Raw genomic sequence first — 13741 nt, 5'->3', positions numbered from 1 at the left:
ACTCTCTTGGTTATTCAGTGGCAGCCGCGGCGCGCCGGGCGCTTAGCTCCTGCTCAATCTGGTTTTCTTTGTGTTTATTGATTTCGTACAGGCAGACAATGCCAACGCCGAGTAAAAATGGCAGCGCGGCATAAAGGCTGACCGATAATTTGATGCCGTCGATGGTGGCGGCACTTTGAGTGGCGAGACTGGCGTCATAACCGACATGGGCCAGAATGCCGGCGACCAGGGCGCCGCCAATCGACAGGCCGAGTTTCAGGCCAAAAATCATCGCGGAAAAAATAATGGCGGTGGCGCGGCGGTGGTTTTTCCACTCCGAATAATCCGCCACGTCCGCGATCATCGCCCACAGCAGCGGAATGGTGATGCCGTAGAAAAAGCCATGCAGAATTTGCGACAAAAACACCAGGCCGATGGCGTCAGCCGGAAACAGATAAAAAGCCAGAATAAACAGCGTGGAAATAAACAGCGCCAGCGCAAACACATCACGTTTGCCAAAGCGGTCGGCCAGCGGTTTGGAAAAGCCGATGCCGGCAATCATGCAGATAATGCCGCCGGCGTTAAACAGGCTAAAACCTGAAGTCGCAGCATCTTTCGGCCATAAAAATTCGGTTAAACCCAAGCTTGCCAGCACGGCATTTAACCCGGCAATAAAACCATTAAAACCAATGTCCTGCAGGAAAGTGGCAACCTGGGTTTCATCCAGATAATTCTCAAAATAGAAAATGTACATGCCGCCTTTAAGTGCCAGCGTGATAAACACCAGCACCGTTAAAATCAGCATAATGAGCCAGGGTTTGTTATGTAAAAGGTCGCTGATGTCCTGGCGGATACTGGACGACTGCGCAGCGATGGTCAGCACCCGCTCGCGGGTGGTGATAAAAGTAATCAGGAAAAACACGATGCCGGCGCAGGCAAACAGCGTCATGGTGTTTTCAAAACCCACCGCTTTATCACCGTCGCCCAAAATCAGCACTAAGGGCAGCAACAGCGCCTGAATAATAAACTGCGCCACCATCACCGCGACAAAACGGTACGCCGACAAACTATTGCGGTCGGCCATATTACCGGTCAGCACGCCACTTAAGGCTGAGTAGGGCAGGTTATTGGCGGAATACACCAGCACCAATAAGACATAAGTCGCGAAGGCATAAGCGATTTTGCCCTCCGGGCTAAAAGCCGGCGTGCTGAAAGCGGCGAGCGCAATCACCCCAAAAGGGATGGCTGTCCACAAAATCCACGGCCGGAATTTGCCCCAGCGCGTTTGAGTGCGGTCGGCGATGATGCCCATGATTGGGTTAAAACAGGCGCCGATTAAACCGCCGGTGAAAATAATAGTGGCCGCAGCAGCAGGCGGGATTTGGTAGACATCGGTGTAGAAAAAGGCGAGAAATGTCATCAAGGTCTGAAAAATCAGATTGGCGGCCAAATCGCCGAGGCTATAACCGATTTTTTCGGTCACGCTTAAATTTTGTCCTGCAGTTTGCATCGTCTGTTGCCTGTTATTTGAAGTTTGCAGCCGGCGCTGTGCCGGATGCCAGCGCCTGTTATTCTGTTAGTTGTACCGGTTTTTTCTGTTTTTATTCAATCTATTACTGCGATTTGTCGGTTAAAACATCCGCAACAGCCTGTGGCGCTGTGATTTGTGGTGCTTTCGCTTGTGGGGCCAGCCAGGCCTTAAATTCGCCGCTGACATGTAACAGCCCCAACAGATACAACATGCCGTCGTAATAACGGTAGCGCCCGGTTGGGATTGGTTGTTGCCACAAGGCCTCGACAAATTGCCCTGATTGCGGGTGATTGGACGCCAGACTGGCCACTGCATTCATCGCGACTAAGCCGGCGGTTGGGCCTGCAGTTGGGCCGGCAGTTGGTCCAGCAGCTTTCGCAGCATCAAGGTTTTTGCCATCGAGGCTGTATTGGCTGCCATAACTGCCAAGGCCTGCCCGGAAGAAAAAGTCCTGCAATCTGCTGCTTAACCCCACAGCGTCCGGATTCTGCCGCCACCAGTGCCAGTCGACCGACCAGTTCATCGCACTGCGCCAGGCATCAAAACGAAAATCAACCGAATCCGGCCGCCACGGCGCGGCCCAGGGCGAGCCGTCAAAATTGCCGTATTCTGGCGTGAGGCCCGTTTTAGGATGCGCCGCTTTGCTGAAATAAGCCCGGCTGGCGCCGGCGGCTGTTCGCCAGAACGCGCGGTCGGCTTCAGGCCCAAGCCGGGCCCAGACTTCATAAAAAGCCGGTACATGATAGGAAGCGTCAGTGTGGTCGGCATGCGCCAGATCCGGCGTAAACCGCACCATGGCATAATCCGGATGAAATAGCGCAGTGGCGGCTTGTTCGCCACGCTCCGTGGTTCTTTTGATGATCTGGCGGTGGCGCATCTGTGTCAGCAGCTCATCCGCTTTGGCTTTGTATTGATAAATGCCGCTGCCATCGCCCCAGCGCGTGGCAGCAAAATACAGCGCGGTGGCAAAATATTCCTCACCATCCGGTGCCGGCATTTCATCGTTGGCGACCCCTTGAGTACTGACTGACCAGGCAAAATAACCATAAGCCGGATGCGTCGGGTCGGTGTGATACATCTGGCTGTAAGCCCAGTTCCACAGCGCATCAAACTCGGCTTTTTTATTCAGCTGCACCGCAATCATCATGCCGTACGACATACCTTCAGAGCGCACATCGTTGTTGTTCACATCCAGAATGTACGCCTTGGTGCCATGGCTATTCTGGCCATCGGCAAAATACAGCGCCTGAGTCGCCGGGTCGCCATGAAACAGCTGCATAAATGCTTGTTCAAGTTTGGTCCGAACCGCCTGTGCCGCTTGCCCCTGCGCCTGAAAGAAATCCGGGTATTGCCCCGTCAGCGCGCTGGCAGCCTGGTTTGCGGCTGGAGCCACAGCCTTGGCCGGCGGAACTGGTGCTGTGGCGGCACCACAAGCCGCCAGCCATAACAACAGGGCCAGAGTGGCTGCGAGGCGGTGATTTGAAAAATGGTGTGCTGGCATCGGGTCCGGATCTGCGGAAAATGAATCGACCGCTTTACCTTACAAGAACCACTTCGAGTCCGGTCTAACGGAATGTTTTGACAGAATTATCTTTTTTCACAATGCCGCTGTGTTCAGCAAACAGACGCCTTATGCTGGCTGCAGCACAAAATTTCAGCACAACAAAAACAACATCAGACAAGGGGACATCAAGTGGAAGTGGCAACAACAGCACAACGACCGCCAGTCGCGGCGGCAGCAGACGATGCTTCGGTCGCAGATTCTTTGGTAGAGAATGGCGCTTTAATTTTATTTATCAGTCTGGTCGCGACCATCGGCGGCTTTTTATTTGGTTTTGACAGCGGCGTCATCAACGGCACTGTGGATGGCCTGCAGCAGGCTTTTCAGTCAAAAAGCGTCGGCACCGGTTTTAATGTCGCCAGCATGTTGCTGGGCTGCGCCGTGGGCGCTTATTTCGCCGGCCGGCTGGCGGATATTTATGGTCGCAAAGTGATTTTATTATGGTCGGCGGTGTTTTTTATCGTCAGCGCCTGGGGCTCCGGCATTGCCGACGGTTCGCTGGAATTTGTCATTTACCGGGTGCTGGGCGGTTTTGCCGTCGGCGCAGCGTCGGTGATCACACCAGCTTATATTGCCGAAGTAGCTCCGGCACGTTATCGCGGCATGCTCACCACTTTGCAGCAAATCGCCATCATTCTTGGCCTGTTTATGGCTTTTGTCAGCAATTACCTGTTAGCCGAATTTGCCGGTGCATCGACTGAACCGCTGTGGCTTGGCATAGACGCCTGGCGCTGGATGTTCTGGATGGAACTGCTGCCCGCTGTGCTGTTTTTGCTGATGTTGCTGTTTATCCCGGAGAGCCCGCGTTTTCTGCTGTTAAAAGGCCGCGACCAAGCCGGCGCTGAGGTGCTGCAGCGGCTGTATGGTCAGGCGGCGGCGCAGCGCAAAGTGGCGGAAATTCGTCAATCGCTGCAAGCCGACCATGCGCCGCGCCTCAGCGATTTACTCGACCCGGTGACCGGCAAATTACGCAAACTGGTCTGGGTCGGCATTGGCCTTGCCAGTTTTCAGCAGTTAGTTGGCATTAACGTGGTGTTTTATTACGGCGCCGTGCTGTGGCAGGCGGTCGGATTTTCCGAATCTGACGCGCTGTTGATTAACGTCATCAGCGGCGGCATCAGTATCGCGGCTTGTGTGCTGACGCTGTTAGTGATTGACCGCATTGGCCGCAAGCCGCTGTTATTATGGGGTTCAGTTGGCATGACGCTGACGCTGGCACTGGTGGTCTATGCCTTTGCCAATGCCGATCAGGATGCCGCCGGCAACCTGCTGCTCGGCGACTATGGCACGCTGGCGCTGGTCAGTGCCAATGCCTATGTGTTTTTCTTTAACCTGTCCTGGGGCCCGGTGATGTGGGTGATGCTCGGTGAGATGTTTCCGAACCAAATCCGCGGCGTGGGCCTTGCCGTCAGTGGTTTGGCGCAGTGGCTGTGTAACTTCCTGATCACGATGACTTTCCCGCTGCTTTTGACCGGTATTGGTCTGGCCGGTGCTTATGGTTTGTATGCACTGGGCGCGCTGCTGTCGGTGTTTTTTGTGCTGAAACTGGTGCATGAAACCAAAGGTAAAGAGCTGGAAGAGATGGAGTAAGCCTGCACGGCCAGCTCCTAGCTGCTACGAGAAGCAATCTCACACAACAGCTTCACCGCAATCTGATGTTGCTGGTTTTTATCAAAAGCCAGCACCAGTTCACGGGTAAGTAGCGGGCCCTGGATGGCGCGGTATTGCAGGTCGGGGCGGAATTTCTGCATCTCAAAATCTGGCAGCAGCGCACAGCCGATACCGGCACCGACCAGGCCGATGGCGTATTCGATGGTGTGAATATTGGCGCGAATTTGCGGTTTGATATTGGCTTTACTGAGTGCGAGCGCGACCTGGTCCCAGGCTTCGCACGGCGTGCGTTTAATCAGCGGTAACTTTTTAAAATCAGCGAGCTGGATCTCGGCTTGCGTGCATAACGGGTGCTGCGCCGGCAGCGCCAGCACATAAGAGTCGGTCCAAAGTGGCTGATACAACTCGCCGGCTTTGAGCTGGCGGATATTAATAATGCGCGCATCACAAGGCTCGTCCGGCTCGACCAGATGTAGCTCCAGCCCTGGCAGCTGGCTGTTAAATTCTTTCAGCAGCTGGCTCATCCGCTCGACACCCAGTGCTTTGACTAATCCCAGCCGAAACAACAGCCGCTTCGCCGGTTTGTTAAAAGACGCCTGCAGCGCCTGCATTTGACTCAGCAACTGACAAGCTTGCACATACAAGCGTTCGGCATCCTCCGTCGGTTGTACCCCTTTAGGCAGACGGATAAACAACAAAGTGCCGAGTTGCTGTTCCAGCTGCTGCAACGCACTGGACACTGACGGCTGGGCGATATCCAGCTGGCGCGCCGCCGCACTGATGCTACGCTGCTCATAAACCGCGACAAAATAAGCCAGCTGACGTGTGTCCATAGGGAATTCCTATAGGTGTGACAGTTTCTATATGATTTAACTTTAAACCCGCCGTCAATAAGATGGCAATCAACATCTTAGCGCGGCTGAAAATATCAGCCCAACGCCCGTACCGGAGCCTTTCTGATGAGCAAAACCGCATTTAACTGGCAAGACCCGTTTTCTTTCCAGGCTTTGTTAACCGACGAAGAACGGATGATCCAACAAGCCGCCCATGATTATTGTCAGGACCGGCTGATGAGCCGGGTGCTGTTGGCCAACCGCCATGAACACTTTGATGTCGAGATCATGCGCGAACTGGGGGAACTTGGTTTATTGGGCGCGACGCTGCCAGAAAAATACGGCTGTGCCGGCGTTAATTACGTCAGTTATGGTCTGGTCGCGCGCGAAGTGGAGCGGGTCGACAGCGGCTATCGCAGCGCGATGTCGGTGCAATCGAGTTTGGTTATGCATCCAATTCACGCCTACGGCAGTGAAGCGCAGCGGATGAAATATCTGCCGAAACTCGCCACCGGTGAATGGATTGGCTGCTTTGGCCTCACCGAACCAGACGCCGGTTCAGACCCGGCCAGCATGCGCACGACGGCGAAAAAAGTCGACGGCGGTTATTCTCTTTCCGGCAGCAAAATGTGGATCACCAACAGCCCGGTCGCTGATGTGTTTGTGGTCTGGGCCAAGTTAGACGGCGTCATTCGTGGTTTTATCTTAGAAAAAGGCTGGAAAGGCCTCAGCGCACCGAAAATTGAGGGCAAGTTCTCCTTACGTGCGTCCATCACCGGCGAAATCGTCATGGACGAAGTTTTTGTGCCGGAAGAACAGTTACTACCCAACGCCAGCGGTTTATCCGGCCCCTTTGGTTGCCTGAACAAAGCCCGTTACGGCATCGCCTGGGGCGCACTGGGCGCCGCCGAATTCTGCTTCCACGCCGCCCGCCAATACACGCTGGACCGGCAACAATTCGGCCGGCCTTTAGCGCAAACCCAGCTCATTCAGAAAAAGCTGGCCGATATGCAAACCGATATCAACTTAGGCCTGCTCGGCTGTCTGCAAGCCGGCCGCCTGATGGACGCCGGTCAGCTGCCGGTTGAAACCATCAGCATGATTAAACGCAATTCCTGCGGCAAAGCGCTGGAAATCGCGCGCATCGCCCGCGATATGCATGGCGGCAACGGCATCGCCGACGAATACCATGTCATCCGCCACGTGATGAACCTCGAAGCGGTCAACACCTATGAAGGCACGCATGATGTGCACGCGCTGATTTTGGGGCGTGCTATTACCGGGTTGCAGGCGTTTTTCTGATCTTTTTTGATTTTGAGAGACTGGTGAGCTGTGAAATCGCTGTTTGGATAATCTCAACGAAGATAACGCGACCACAGAGCGGTGCGGGATTTGTAAAAGCAGACCCTCTGCGGCAGGGAAGCCGCAGAGGAGCCCCCATGGATGGGTTCACGGCGTGTCTGCGTTACAAACCCGCCACCGCTTTGCTCCGGGCTTGGCTCCCAGTGATTGCTTTGGCAACTAAAACAATAAAACCAAGGACTTCCGATGAGCCAGCAAGAATTCCATCCATGGGCTTTAAGCTACATCCAGCGCGTGCGTGATGGCCGCCTGCCAACCCCTGTCTCCGGCGCTGACCATCTGCCAACGCCCGTGCTGGCGCAAATTTTTCAGTCGATGTTACAAAGCCGGCTGCTGGATTTACGCTCGCGGCTGCTGCAGGCCAAAGGCCAGAGTTTTTACACCATCGGCAGTAGCGGCCACGAAGCCAATGCGGTGGTGGCGCATGTGTTAAACCGCACCGATCCGGCGTTTTTGCACTATCGCAGCGGCGCCTTTTTTGTCGAGCGCAGCAAGCAGTTAAACGGCAGCACACCGCTGTATGACATGCTGCTGAGCTTTGCCGCGTCGAGCGAAGACCCGATCTCCGGCGGTCGCCATAAGGTATTGGGCAGTTTGCCGCTCTGCGTGCCGCCACAAACTTCAACTATTGCCTCACATTTACCTAAAGCCGTCGCCACTGGTTTTGCTATCGATTTATCTGAACGGCTTGGCATCGACGGCAACTGGCCGCATGGCGCTATTGCGGTTTGTAGTTTTGGCGATGCCTCGGCGAATCATTCCACCGCGCAGGGCGCCATTAACGCCGCTTGCTGGGCGGATTACCAACATGTGCCGGTGCCGGTGCTGTTTTTGTGTGAAGACAATGGCTTAGGTATTTCGACGCCGACGCCGTGCGGCTGGATAGCGCATAGTTTGTCGCCGCATATGCAGACTTTTACCGCCGATTCCCGTGATTTAGGCGACGTGTACAGCGCGGCGCAGGCGGCGGTCGAGTTTGTCCGCAGCAAACGCAAACCGGCGCTGCTGCATTTAAAAACTTACCGGCTGTTTGGCCATGCTGGTGCCGACGCTGAAGTGGCGTATCGGAAAAAAGAACAAATCGAAGGCGAACTGGAGCAAGACCCGCTGCTGTATGCCACGGCGCTGCTGTTAAGTCGCAATGTCGAAACCGCAGCGCAGCTGGCGGCGCAGATTGAACATCTGGACCAGCAAATTGCCCGCGTCGCGTTTGAAGCGACGCAAAGGCCGAAGCTGCCAGATGCGGCTTCGGTGATGAAATCCATAGTGCCGCCACCAAGCGGCAAACCAGCGCTGCCTTTGGCAGACCGAACTGCGGCTCTTGGCTTTGACAAACATAACCTCGGCAAGCCGCAGCATATGGCGAAGCTGATTAACTGGACGCTGCACGAGATTTTCGCCCGCTACCCAACGGCTGTGATGATGGGCGAAGACGTCGGTAAAAAAGGCGGTGTCTATGGCGTGACGCAGCAGCTGGTGCAGCAATATGGCCCGAACCGTGTCATTAATACGCTGCTAGATGAACAAAGTATTTTGGGCCTGGGTATTGGTGCGGCGCAGCAGGGTTTATTGGCGATGCCGGAAATTCAGTTCCTGGCTTATGTGCATAACGCCGAAGACCAAATCCGTGGTGAAGCGGCGACGCTGCCGTTTTTCTCCAATGGCCAGTATCAAAACCCGATGGTGGTGCGTATCGCCGGCCTGGCTTATCAGCGCGGTTTTGGCGGCCATTTCCACAACGACAACAGTTTTGCCGTGTTCCGCGACATTCCGGGCCTGCTGCTGATTTGCCCGTCGAATGGGGCAGATGCGGCGTTATTGCTGCGTCAGGCAGTTGAGCTGGCGTATCGCGACAACCGTTTAATCGTGTTTTTAGAGCCGATTGCGCTGTATATGACCCGCGATTTACATGCACCCGGCGATAACGGCTGGACCTTTGAATTGCCAGCGCCAGATGCGGCGTTGCCGGAGTTTGGTATGCCGGCTGTGGTGGAAGCGGATGCGACTGCAGCAGCCGATTTAGTGATAGTCAGCTACGCCAACGGCTTTTATCTGTCGCGCCAGGCACAACAGGAACTGGCGGCACAGGGCATTCGCGCCCGAGTGCTGGATATCCGTTATTTAGTGCCGCTGCACGCCGACAAAATCGCCGCTGCGATTGGCGATTGCCGCAAAGTGCTGATAGTCGATGAATGCCGCAAACGCGGCAGCCTCAGCGAAGAGTTATTTACCGCGCTGCACGAGCTCAAGCCAAACCACTATCACATCAGCCGGCTTTGCGCCGAAGACAGTTTTATCCCGCTTGGCGCCGCGGCTTATCACGTGTTGCCGTCAAAAGGCGCCATTGTTGAGGCAGCATTGATGTTGCATGGAGCAGAAAAATGAGCAAAAAAACTGCCGTAGTGATTTGCCCGGGCCGGGGCACTTATCAGAAAAATGAATTTGGTTGTTTAAAGCCGTTTTACGACAGCACGTTATTAAATCAAATCGACCGGGTGCGGGCGCAACTGGGTCTGGAAACTGTGTCCGCGCTCGACAGCGCCGACAAATACTTGCCAGCGCGCCATCAGTTACCGGTCAATAACGCTGCACTGATTTATGCCACTGGGCTTTGTCAGTTTAACGCCATCAACCCGGACGAGTACGAAGTGGTGGCCGTCACCGGTAATTCGATGGGCTGGTACACGGCGTTAAGCTGTGCTGGTGTGTGGGATGTCGACAGCGGCACGGAGATGATGTCGGCGATGGCGGGCCTGACCGCCAACTGCAAAGGTATTAACGGCGATACCGGCGGCCAGTTGATTTACCCGGTGTTAAACGAACATTGGCAACCGGATGCGACGCGCTTAGCTGCAGTGGCGGCAGCGCTACAAATACCCGGCATGTACCGCTCGATTCAGTACGGCGGTTATGCAGTGCTGTCGGGCACCACACCAGCGGTGAAACAGGCCTTAGCGCAGTTACCGCCGGTCGACGAGCGCTTCCCGATGCAACTGGCCGGCCACAGCGCCTTTCACAGCCCGCTGATGCAGGACGCGTCTGATCAAGCGTTAGCGCGGTTTTCCGCTGAGTATTTTAATCAGCCGAAACTGCCGCTGATTGACGGGCAAGGCCATATCTGGCCGGATTTACCAGTGAACCCGGAGCTGCTGCGCTATTACACCTTCCAAAGCCAGGTCAGCAGCGATTACGACTTTAAAACCGCAGTGCAAGTGGCGGTGCGCGAATTCGCGCCGGACCAGCTGATTCTGCTCGGCCCCGGCACTGCACTTGGCGGCGCCGTGGCGCAAAGTCTGATTGAAATTAATTGGCATGGTTTGAGCAGCAAAGCCGACTTTGTGGCACTGCAAGAGAGCGCTTCGCCGTTTTTACTGCAGTTGTAGTGAGGCGCGTACCTGCGGTCTTGAGCTGACCGTAGGTAGCGCGTAGGTATCGGCGAGCGAAGCGCCGCCGTACATTTTGCTATTACTGCGCCATACGCCACACGCCATCCGCGGTGGGTAGCCAGGTGGTCATATGATCGTGCCTACCCATCCAAATCAAACCGAACCCCCATCCCCATGCAACAACAAACTCAACGGGCTTTTTACTGCATTCCCGCCGCGGCTTAATACATGGGTATAAATCTGCGTGGTTTTTACGTCGCTATGACCGAGCTGTTCCTGCACGGTGCGAATATCGGCGCCGGATTCTAATAGGTGTGTAGCGAATGAGTGACGTAATGTATGGCAGGTGACGTTTTTGCCAATCCCGGCTTTTTTCGCGGCAATTTTGATGGCTTGCCGTACGCAGGATTCGTCGAGATGATGCCGGCGGATACAGCCTGCTTGCGGATCTTTGCTCAGTTGCCCAGACGGAAATAGGTAGTGCCAGTTGAGCTCTTTTGGCGCGGCGGGATATTTGATCGCGAGCGCAAAAGGCAACCATACCCCGGCATAGACCGGGTTCTGTAAATCGGCCTGCCAGAATAACTGCACTGCCGTGATTTGCTGTTTCAAGCTGGGGGTTAACTCCAGCGCCAGCGTGACCCGCCGGTTTTTATTGCCTTTACCCTGCCACACCATCACCGACAAATAATCAAAATCGATATCTTTAACGCGCAGCCGCACCGCTTCCATCAAGCGCAGACCACTGCCGTACATCAATTGGGCTAACAATTTGTATTTAGGCTCTATCCAGCGCAACAAAGCGGCAACTTCGGCACGGGTCAGTACCACAGGCAATTTCTGCGGTGTTTTGGCGGGATTAAAATTGAGCTGCAACGACAAGGGGCGCTGCACGATATGGCGATACAAAAAGGCGAGGGCGTTTAACGCAGTGGCCTGCGTTTTAAAAGCGACATGCCGCTCAACTGCCAGCCAGGTTAAAAATGCCTCCACTTCCGGTTCAGCCAACTGCGCCGGATGCCGTTTTTTGTGAAACAGGATAAAAAACTTAATCCAATGCAGATAGGTGTCGATGGTGCGTTTGGCGTAGCGCCGCGCCATCATGTAGTCGCGGACTTGAGTTAAAAACATCGATGCCATGACAGATCCTTGTCGTTGGGTCAAAACAAGACTGTAGAATGTAAAAACTATGTTATCAAATAGCTTGGCGGGTTTATCCCCGCTTTGCGCAGCCCATCACAAAGCCCGAGTAGCCAAAGGCTTGAGATTGATGAATTTTTACGGTAGCGTTGCAGGATGTTAAATAACTCAAAAGGGTTACCCCTGCTTAAAAGCGTGGTTTTTCCTTTTGATGAAATTGTTAGCTTGCAAAACCTAGGTCGGTGCAATAACGATGTACTCTTTTGATATGGATGTTAAATGACTAAATTCAGTATGCTTGTTTCACCTTATTTGTTGACTCTTTGTACTGCATGCACTCAGCCGTCAACTATCGATTATAGTGCTGCTATTGATGCTCAACTGTTTGAAAATGCACAAAAGCATGGGATTCCCAGCCAGGCCGTGCTTGTACTTCACAACGGCGAGATTTTGTATCGCAATGCCATTGGTACCAAAGCGGTCGACGATGGTGCGCTGGTAACGCCGAAGACGGTCTTTCCGGTCTACTCCATCACTAAACTATTCAATATCACGCTCGCTATGAAGTTACAGGAAGAGGGAAAACTTGATTTTTCTGCGCCTGCTTCACTTTATGTCGACAATCTTCCGCTTTCTTGGCGTGGTATACGTATCGAGCAGTTTCTAAATCATGCTTCGGGCATTCCTGAGTATTTTGACAGCAATGATTTCTCGTGCCCGTTCCCAGCCAGCGTGGATTCTGTATTTGCAAAGTTACACAACGTTCCGCTTGCATTTTCGCCGGGTGAGCGCACAAGCTATACCAACACCAACAATCTGGTGATTGCTGCTGTACTTGAGGCCATAACACATACGCCTTACCGCGAGCTGTTACGCCAGAAAATCATTGAACCGCTTAACCTTCAAGAGACGTGGCTCAATCTTGCTGATGTGCCTGAGACACGGCTTGTTAAAAGCTATCGGGCGGGAGCAGGCCAGGTTGTGCCTGATCTGTCGATCTCATGGCCAGATTACAGCATCGCACATGTAGGGACGTACATGACGCTGGATGATTTAGGTAAATTTATGTCCGCCGTAGCGCATGGGCGTGTTGTGTCAAAAGCAGAACTGCTTCGCCTATGGCAGCCCTTTAAACTTAAAAATGGTGCTACTGGTTTTTTTGCAAATGGTTGGGACTATGGTAAGTGGGGGCGTTGGCACGAAGTTGGTCATGATGGTGGCACCAAGGTAAGGGTGCGTATCCTGTTCGATGACAATCTGGATGATCATTATATTGTCGCCTATTTGACCAATGGTAATAAGGATGGAGTCTGGTCGCACACGCTTGTCCGTTCGGTCCAGACCATTATATTGCCGAATTAGTTGTCGCATTATTCTTCTTGGCTTCGTTAAAACAGTTTTCAGGTTCCGGCTGGCTCGCCGTATCGCAGCTGGCCGGAGTAGTTTTTAAATAAATGCAGCGTGCCGTTGTTCGGGTTTGCCAGTGCGGCAAGCCTCGCAAGTTCGGTGTGGGTTGCTAACAAGCAAAGGCAAGGCGACGCGTACCGCGCGCTTGCTTTGAGCGTTATACAACAACAGGGAATATGTATCGTGGAAGTAATTGCCAAAAAAATATCTAAAAAATCACTTTTCAAACTTCTATTTATTGGTTTTACAGTGGGGTTAACTATCTTTTCTCTTTTATGTGGCATTGCAGCGATATTTGGAGCTGAGACCGTTCAATGGAATGGAGTTTATCGTACTGGTGTCGAAGGTCTTCTCTACAGCATTTTCATGGGGCCAGTACTTGGGATTGTATTCTCCTGCGTGATATGGCTGTTTCTTGTTCCAGGGTTATGGATTTACTCATTCTTTCAACCGCTCAAAGTGTCTTTTAAAAACACTCTCAATGAACAACCAAAAGTTGTATAACAAGTTGCTGTTGCTCGCCCCTGCGGGGCTGGGACGTCCAACGCGGTGCGTTGTCCGCCACAAAGCAAATAGTTAGCCGTAAATCGGCTTTAAAGTTTTCGTCAGGTTTTGCAGCCAACACCAGGGAGGTGGCTTTGTTCGGGCAGTTCGTTGCTTGAGTAAAGTGCAAACGGAAATTGCGTTCTCCGTTTCCCTTCTGGTAGTTTGGTGTTCACCAATTGTTTACAGGTTCCGCTCAGCGTTTTATGGCAGCAAGCTGCAAAAGTCAGCTGTTTGCGGGGTAAGTTTTTAATTTGCACGTGTGGCGTTGTTTGGTTTTTTGCGTTGCCCTTGTCCGGGCTCTCGGCTAACAAATCGCGGCACTTGCGGCCTTCGGCCGCAGCGACGTCAACTGCGATGCAGTTGCCGCGCGTGCGCTCAGCGTTAG

At 53.5% G+C, this 13741-nt stretch carries 11 protein-coding genes; 6 read left to right on the top strand and 5 right to left on the bottom strand.

Annotated elements, in window-relative coordinates; all coding sequences use genetic code 11:
- Positions 1–10 precede the first annotated feature (10 nt).
- Together ABNT34_RS03240 and ABNT34_RS03235 are read right to left on the bottom strand one after the other, a co-directional pair.
- Complete coding sequence (locus tag ABNT34_RS03240) at positions 11–1489, bottom strand: MFS transporter (protein WP_348728769.1); 1479 nt, start codon at positions 1487–1489, stop codon at positions 11–13.
- Positions 1490–1592: 103 nt separating this feature from the next.
- Positions 1593–3011, bottom strand: a complete 1419-nt coding sequence (locus tag ABNT34_RS03235; RefSeq protein WP_348728768.1) for a glycosyl hydrolase family 8 — start codon at positions 3009–3011, stop codon at positions 1593–1595.
- Positions 3012–3203: 192 nt separating this feature from the next.
- On the opposite strand from ABNT34_RS03235, the gene ABNT34_RS03230 reads away from it, so the two are divergent.
- Positions 3204–4661: a sugar porter family MFS transporter gene (locus ABNT34_RS03230; RefSeq protein ID WP_348728767.1), complete on the top strand. Its 1458-nt coding sequence runs from the start codon at positions 3204–3206 to the stop codon at positions 4659–4661.
- A gap of 17 nt (positions 4662–4678) precedes the next feature.
- On the opposite strand, the gene ABNT34_RS03225 is transcribed toward ABNT34_RS03230, so the two are convergent.
- Positions 4679–5515, bottom strand: a complete 837-nt coding sequence (locus tag ABNT34_RS03225) for a LysR family transcriptional regulator (protein ID WP_348728766.1) — start codon at positions 5513–5515, stop codon at positions 4679–4681.
- A gap of 126 nt (positions 5516–5641) precedes the next feature.
- Between ABNT34_RS03225 and ABNT34_RS03220 the strand changes: the two genes are divergently transcribed.
- The 3 genes from ABNT34_RS03220 to ABNT34_RS03210 all read left to right on the top strand — a co-directional run bounded on the left by ABNT34_RS03220 (position 5642) and on the right by ABNT34_RS03210 (position 10260).
- A complete protein-coding gene (locus ABNT34_RS03220) occupies positions 5642–6817 on the top strand; it encodes an acyl-CoA dehydrogenase (protein ID WP_348728765.1) in 1176 nt (391 codons plus the stop codon).
- 246 nt (positions 6818–7063) lie between these two features.
- Complete coding sequence (locus tag ABNT34_RS03215; RefSeq protein ID WP_348728764.1) at positions 7064–9262, top strand: thiamine pyrophosphate-dependent enzyme; 2199 nt, start codon at positions 7064–7066, stop codon at positions 9260–9262.
- Positions 9259–10260 (top strand): malonyl CoA-ACP transacylase, encoded by a 1002-nt coding sequence (locus ABNT34_RS03210; RefSeq protein ID WP_348728763.1) that lies wholly within the window; start codon positions 9259–9261, stop codon positions 10258–10260. Before ABNT34_RS03215 ends, ABNT34_RS03210 begins: the two co-directional genes overlap by 4 nt.
- A gap of 156 nt (positions 10261–10416) precedes the next feature.
- On the opposite strand, the gene ABNT34_RS03205 is transcribed toward ABNT34_RS03210, so the two are convergent.
- Positions 10417–11403 carry an integron integrase gene (locus ABNT34_RS03205; protein WP_348728762.1) on the bottom strand — a complete coding sequence of 329 codons (987 nt, stop codon included), beginning with the start codon at positions 11401–11403 and terminating at the stop codon, positions 10417–10419.
- Positions 11404–11682: 279 nt separating this feature from the next.
- Here ABNT34_RS03205 and ABNT34_RS03200 point away from each other — a divergent pair, with 279 nt between their 5' ends.
- On the top strand, positions 11683–12765 hold the full coding sequence (locus ABNT34_RS03200; protein WP_348728761.1) for a serine hydrolase domain-containing protein: 1083 nt from the start codon (positions 11683–11685) through the stop codon (positions 12763–12765).
- Between the two features lie 228 nt (positions 12766–12993).
- Positions 12994–13314 carry a hypothetical protein gene (locus tag ABNT34_RS03195; RefSeq protein ID WP_348728760.1) on the top strand — a complete coding sequence of 107 codons (321 nt, stop codon included), beginning with the start codon at positions 12994–12996 and terminating at the stop codon, positions 13312–13314.
- A gap of 101 nt (positions 13315–13415) precedes the next feature.
- Here ABNT34_RS03195 and ABNT34_RS03190 read toward each other — a convergent pair.
- On the bottom strand, positions 13416–13741 hold a 326-nt coding region (locus ABNT34_RS03190), incomplete at its 5' end, for a hypothetical protein (RefSeq protein ID WP_348728759.1).

Source organism: Rheinheimera texasensis (genome assembly GCF_964031785.1).
Lineage (GTDB): Bacteria > Pseudomonadota > Gammaproteobacteria > Enterobacterales > Alteromonadaceae > Pararheinheimera > Pararheinheimera texasensis_A.
This window is presented reverse-complemented; position numbering and strand designations above follow the sequence as displayed.

Excerpts from the sequence above, each read along its gene's own strand:
- ABNT34_RS03240 (WP_348728769.1), bottom strand. The coding sequence starts at position 1,489 with ATGCAAACTGCAGGACAAAATTTAAGCGTGACCGAAAAAATCGGTTAT.
- ABNT34_RS03235 (WP_348728768.1), bottom strand. The coding sequence starts at position 3,011 with ATGCCAGCACACCATTTTTCAAATCACCGCCTCGCAGCCACTCTGGCC.
- ABNT34_RS03225 (WP_348728766.1), bottom strand. The coding sequence starts at position 5,515 with ATGGACACACGTCAGCTGGCTTATTTTGTCGCGGTTTATGAGCAGCGT.
- ABNT34_RS03220 (WP_348728765.1), top strand. The coding sequence starts at position 5,642 with ATGAGCAAAACCGCATTTAACTGGCAAGACCCGTTTTCTTTCCAGGCT.
- ABNT34_RS03215 (WP_348728764.1), top strand. The coding sequence starts at position 7,064 with ATGAGCCAGCAAGAATTCCATCCATGGGCTTTAAGCTACATCCAGCGC.
- ABNT34_RS03210 (WP_348728763.1), top strand. The coding sequence starts at position 9,259 with ATGAGCAAAAAAACTGCCGTAGTGATTTGCCCGGGCCGGGGCACTTAT.
- ABNT34_RS03205 (WP_348728762.1), bottom strand. The coding sequence starts at position 11,403 with ATGGCATCGATGTTTTTAACTCAAGTCCGCGACTACATGATGGCGCGG.
- ABNT34_RS03200 (WP_348728761.1), top strand. The coding sequence starts at position 11,683 with ATGACTAAATTCAGTATGCTTGTTTCACCTTATTTGTTGACTCTTTGT.